This window comes from Pseudomonas syringae pv. coryli str. NCPPB 4273 (genome assembly GCF_000972175.1).
Lineage (GTDB): Bacteria > Pseudomonadota > Gammaproteobacteria > Pseudomonadales > Pseudomonadaceae > Aquipseudomonas > Aquipseudomonas syringae.
Genome location: NZ_AWQP01000064.1, coordinates 36,899 through 43,012, shown reverse-complemented (window position 1 = coordinate 43,012; position 6,114 = coordinate 36,899). Strand labels below are relative to the sequence as shown.

The following is a 6,114-nucleotide window of genomic DNA, read 5'->3' as shown; positions in this document are numbered from 1 at the left end:
TTAGCCAAATTGCCCTAAAGTGCTTTTCAACCGCGATGGCACTGACGACGCAGAGTGCGACGTAAGTGACAGGGCGAAGTCGGGCCGGAAACGGAGCCAGGGGCTTTGGTCACTTTGGCCCCATCAAAGTGACTCGCCGAGGGGCGAAAAGGTGACCTGAGCCGAACCCAAATCCACCTGACAAAGAAAAACCGCCGTGTGACGCAGAGCGTCACGAACTGCATTCCCACGCAGAGCGTGAGGAACGATAGTCAACTGTCTAACTTTTTGGGGTCAGTCCACAGCCTGGGAATGCATTTCGTGACGCTCTGCGTCACCCTCTGCATGCCAACGCGCAATCGCAGATAGTCAGTCCGTTCGATATGTGACCTTACTGGTCAATCTGACAGTAATACTTGTCATCACGACTGTTATATAGTCGCACCCTCTCTACCGTTGCCGATGAGTGCCCCCATGTTAAACAAAGGATTGTTTCTGGCTTGCGCGCTTGTGCTGCTGAGCGCCTGTGATTCTTCCTCCACGGATAAACCCGCGCCCGCCACGGCCCCCACGACCCAGGCAACGGTCACCGACACAAAGCCCAAACCCGCAGTCGACCTCGCCGCGCTGAGCAAGCGCTACGCAGGCCGCGAACTGACGGTGATCGACGTGTCGGAAATCCAGGTCGACGGCGCAAGCACGCTGTCGGTGAGCTTCTCGGTACCGCTCGACCCCGAGCAGAAATTCGACGAAAAACTTCACTTGGTGGACAGCAAGAGCGGCAAGGTCGATGGTGCCTGGGAGCTATCTGACAACCTCATGGAATTGCGCCTGCGCCACCTGGAGCCGCAGCGCAAACTGGTCCTGACCGTCGATGCCGGTTTGCTGGCCGTCAACAAGGCCAAACTCGCCGCCGAATACATCAGCCGTCTGGAAACCCGCGACTTGCAGGCCTCCGTCGGTTTCGCCAGCCGTGGCAGCCTGTTGCCGACCCGTCTGGCCGAGGGCCTGCCGGTGATCGCGCTGAACGTCGACAAGGTGGATGTCGAGTTCTTCCGCATCAAACCCGACTCGATGCCGAACTTCCTCGCCCAGTGGGACGGCGCGTCGAGCCTGTCCAGCTACAGCTCCGAAGAACTGCTGCCCATGGCCGAACTGGTCTACAGCGGCCGCTTCGACCTCAAGCCTGCGCGCAACACCCGTGAAACCCTGCTGCTGCCGATTGCCGGTATCAAGCCCCTGCAACAGCCAGGTGTCTATCTGGCGGTGATGCGCGCCTCGGGCACCTACAGTTACTCGCAGCCGGCCACCCTGTTGACGCTCAGTGACATCGGCCTGTCGGTGCATCGTTACAGCAATCGTCTGGACGTCTTCACTCAAGCGCTCGAGGGTGGCAAGGCGCTGGGTGATATCAGCGTCGATGTGTATGACGACAACGGCAAGGTCGTCGCCCAGGGCAAGACCGACAGCGACGGTCACGCGCAACTGCCGTTGCCGGCCAAGGCTGCCGTGGTACTGGCGCACAAGGACGAACAGACCAGCATGCTGCGCCTCAACAGCTCGGCGCTGGACCTGGCCGAGTTCGATATCTCCGGCCCGCAGGCTCACCCGCTGCAATTCTTCATCTTCGGCCCGCGCGACCTGTATCGCCCTGGCGAAACCGTGCTACTCAACGGCTTGCTGCGCGACAGCGACGGCAACACCGTCAAGCCGCAGCCCATCACCGTCGAAGTGCGCCGTCCCGATGATCAGGTCAGCCGCAAATTCGTCTGGGAAGCCGACAGCAACGGTTTCTACCAGTATCAATTGCCGCTTGCCGACGAAGCGCCCACCGGACGCTGGCAACTGGTGTTCGACCTGGGCGACGGCAAACCGCAGCTCTACGAGTTCAAGGTCGAGGACTTCCTGCCCGAGCGTCTGGCGCTGGAGCTCAAGGGCAGCGACACGCCGGTGGCGCCTGCTGACAACCCGCAATTCGATATCACTGGCCGCTACCTGTACGGCGCCCCCGCTTCGGGCAATACGCTGACCGGTCAGGTCTATGTCCGCCCGCTGCGCGAGGCGGTGCCGAAGCTGCCGGGTTATCAGTTCGGCTCGATCACCGAAGAAGACCTCAAGCATGATCTGGAGCTTGAGCCCGTCACCCTCGATGCCGAAGGTCGTTCGACGCTCGCCGTGCAGAGCGAGTGGGCGCAGGCCAAATCGCCGCTGCAACTGATTCTGCAAGCCAGCCTGCAAGAGTCTGGCGGGCGGCCGATCACCCGCCGTCTGGTGCAGCCGATCTGGCCTGCCGAACACCTGCCCGGCGTGCGTGCATTGTTCGGCAGCAGCACGGGTGGTGATGACTACGACAACGAGGCCAAGGGCGAGGCGCAGACCAACGGCGACGGCCCGGCCGATTTTGAAATCGTCATGGCCGACGCGGCTGGCAACAAGCTGGGCGCTGACAACGTGAAAGTCCGGCTGATCCGCGAGCGCCGCGATTACTACTGGAACTACTCGGCCGACGACGGCTGGAGTTACCACTTCAACGAGAAATTCCTCAACCTGAACGAAGAAACCGTCAGCATCTCCAAGGACGCCACCGCCAAGGTCAGCTTCCCGGTCGAATGGGGTCCTTACCGTGTCGAGGTGGAAGATCCGTCCACCGGAATGGTCAGCAGCCTGCGCTTCTGGGCCGGTTACCGCTGGCAGGACAACACTGACGGCGGCGCGGTCAGGCCGGATCAGGTGAAGCTGGCGCTGGACAAGCCGGCCTACAACGATGGCGACACCGCGAAAATCACTGTCACCCCGCCGGCTGCGGGCAAGGGTTATCTGCTGGTCGAGTCCAGTGAAGGGCCGCTGTGGTGGCAGGAAATCGACGTGCCTGCCGAAGGCAAATCGTATGACATCCCGCTGGACAAAAAATGGGCGCGTCACGACCTGTACGTCACCGCGCTGGTGATACGTCCCGGTGAACGCAAGGCCAATGTCACACCCAAGCGCGCTGTGGGCGTGCTGCACCTGCCGCTGGACCGGGCGCAGCGCAAGCTGGCGCTGACGGTCACCGCGCCGGAGAAAATGCGCCCCAGACAACCGCTGACCCTCAAGGTCGCCGCCAAAAATGCTGACGGCAGCGTCCCCAAACAGGTCCACGTGCTGCTGTCGGCGGTGGACGTCGGCATCCTCAACATCACCAGCTACGCGACGCCCGATCCGTTTGCCAGCCTGTTTGGCCGCAAGCAGTACGGAGCAGACCAACTGGACATCTACGGTCAACTGATCGAAGCCGGCCAGGGGCGCCTGGCAAGCATGGCGTTCGGTGGCGATGCACTGGCGAAGGGCGGCAAACGTCCGGACACCAGCGTCACCATCGTGGCGTTGCAAAGTGCGCCGGTGACGCTCAATGACGCCGGTGAAGGTGAAGTCAGCGTTGATATCCCGGACTTCAACGGCGAACTGCGCGTCATGGCTCAAGCCTGGACCGACGACCGCTACGGCATGGCCGAGGCGAAAACCGTGGTTGCCGCGCCAATCATCGCCGAACTGTCGACGCCGCGCTTTCTTGCCGGTGGCGACCAGACCAGCGTGGCGCTGGACGTCTCCAACCTGTCGGGCAAGGCACAGAAGCTGGACGTGAAAATCAGCGCTGAGGGCCAGTTGAGCCTTCCGGGCGGCGACCAGAGCAAGCCCTTGCAGCTCAAGGAAGGCCAGCGCGTCACCCTGAAGATTCCGGTGCTGGCGCAAGGCGGCTTGGGTCAGGGCAAAATCAAGGTGCTGGTCGAAGGTCTGGACCTGCCGGGCGAAAACCTGCCGGCCTTCACCCGCGAATGGACCGTCGGTGTGCGCCCGGCCTACCCAGCGATGCTCAAGCATTACCGCGCCACCCTCAATGATCAGCCCTGGAGCCTGCCGGAGGGCGCGCTGGAAGCGTTCGAACCGGCCGGTCGTGAAGCGCTGCTGTCGTTGTCGAGCCGTCCGCCCTTGAACCTCGGCGAACAGATTCGCGCATTGAAAGCCTACCCTTACGGCTGCCTGGAACAGACCGCCAGCGGCCTGTACCCGTCGCTGTATGCCGATGCCGCAACCCTCAAGCGCCTGGGCCTGACCGGCGAAACGGATGCCGAACGCAAGCGCAAGGTCGAGATCGGCATCGAGCGGCTGCTGGGCATGCAACGTTACAACGGCAGTTTTGGCCTGTGGGGCTCGGACAGCGACGAGGAATACTGGCTGACGGCGTATGTCACCGATTTTCTGCTGCGCGCCCGCGATCAGGGCTTTGCCGTGCCGCCGGATGCGCTGAAGAAAGCCAGTGAACGCCTGCTGCGTTATCTGCAGGATGGCGGCCAGATTCAGGTCAATTACAGCCAGAACGCCGAACATACGCGCTTCGCAGTGCAGGCCTATGCCGGGCTGGTGCTGTCGCGCAGTCAGCAGGCACCGCTCGCGGCCTTGCGCAGCCTGTTCGACCGCCGCAGTGATGCGCGCTCCGGCCTGCCGTTGGTGCAATTGGCAGTCGCGCTGGAGAAGATGGGCGACAAACCCCGCGCCGACCAGGCTCTGATGGCGGGTCTGGCCGCCAGCCGCAAGAATGAATGGCTGGCCGACTACGGCAGCTCGCTGCGTGATCAGGCGTTGATACTGGCACTGCTGGAAGAAAACGACCTCGCCAAAGACAAGCGTGATGAGCGCCTGTTTGCCTTGGCCGATGAGGTGGCCGCCAATCGTTACCTGTCCACGCAGGAAAGTAATTCACTGTTCATGGCTGGCCGTAACCTGCTGGGCAAACCGGAAAAGGACTGGACCGCCAGCATCGCCAGCGGCACTCAAACCCGCGAGCTGAGCAACCGGCAGCCGGGCCTCAAGCTGGACGGTTCGTTGCTGGCCTCGCCGCTTTCGGTGCACAACCAGAGCAGCGAAGCGCTTTACCAGCAACTGACCGTCTCCGGTTATCCAACCCAGACGCCTGCAGCGGGTGGCGAAAACCTGAGCATTCGCCGTGAGTACCTGAACCTGAGCGGCGCACCGCTGAACATCGGCGCCTTGAAAACCGGGCAACTGGTGCTGGTGCACCTGGAGATCGGTGCCAAACAGCGCGTGCCGGATGCGCTGGTGGTGGACCTGCTGCCTGCGGGCCTGGAGCTGGAAAACCAGAACCTGGCGCAGAGCGCGGCCAGCCTGGAAGACGCCAACAAAGACGTGAAAACCATCCGCGAGTCGATGGAAAACGCCGGGATCAAACATCAGGAATATCGTGGCGACCGCTACGTGGCAGCCCTGGACATCGAGGGCAGCAGCACCGTGCACCTGCTCTACCTGGCGCGAGCCGTCACCCCGGGCACCTACCGCGTACCGCCACCGCAGGTCGAATCCATGTACCGCCCGAACTGGCAAGCCCTGGGCGAAGCGCCAGCGCAGATGGTGGTGAAGGGGAAATGATCGCCAATTGATTGGAATGCATGACAGTGGAAGCAAGCTTGCTCACAAAGGGGCCGACGCACCACAGATCCAGTAGGAGCGACCGGGGCGGCGATCCGCATTGTTCGCGAAAGGGCCGGTACATCCGCTGAAGATGTATCGCCCGTACCAGAGCCTTCGCGAACAAGTTCGCTCCTACAAAAGTAAAAAGTGTCTCAGATGTGCGCCACAGAAACGATCGAGGCACCATACACAACTGCCCCGACACACCGCAGATCCAGTGGGAGCGAGCTTGCTCGCGAAGGCGTCGCCCCGTTCACCCACAATGGCGGCGGGTTAGCCTTTCAACGCATCAATGAATGATCCAGCTCAGCAACCAGAGGCCCAGCGCCAGCCAGATGATGCCAAGGATGATCGAAGCGCGCATGAAGGCGCGGACCGCCGAGTACAGCAGCATCAGGCCGATGACCAGTGCGATGATGCTGATCAGCGAGGTGTCCATGCCCAGCGTGCGGGACAAGCCATCGACAAAATTTCCCCCAGCATGGGTAAACCCGTTGAACAACCACGCCAGACCGTCGACAAAGAAGCGAATGATCGCGCCGATGGCCTGCCCGAGCCATTCAAAAAAGCCTTCTACCTGCATATGTACGTCCTGATTGGGGTCGTGAAGAAAATGGTCTGTCCGCTTTGGCTGTCGCAATGCGTGTCAGGTTCCGTGGATCATAAAGGCTC

At 61.9% G+C, this 6,114-nt stretch carries 2 protein-coding genes; one reads left to right on the top strand and one right to left on the bottom strand.

What is annotated here, in order from left to right; genetic code table 11:
* Nucleotides 1–453 precede the first annotated feature (453 nt).
* On the top strand, nucleotides 454–5,400 hold the full coding sequence (locus P406_RS22665; RefSeq protein ID WP_046237425.1) for an alpha-2-macroglobulin family protein: 4,947 nt from the start codon (nucleotides 454–456) through the stop codon (nucleotides 5,398–5,400).
* A 331-nt stretch (nucleotides 5,401–5,731) separates the two neighbouring features.
* Here the strand turns inward: P406_RS22665 and P406_RS22660 are convergent, their stop codons facing one another.
* Nucleotides 5,732–6,025 (bottom strand): hypothetical protein, encoded by a 294-nt coding sequence (locus P406_RS22660; protein WP_003307908.1) that lies wholly within the window; start codon nucleotides 6,023–6,025, stop codon nucleotides 5,732–5,734.
* Nucleotides 6,026–6,114 lie beyond the last annotated feature (89 nt).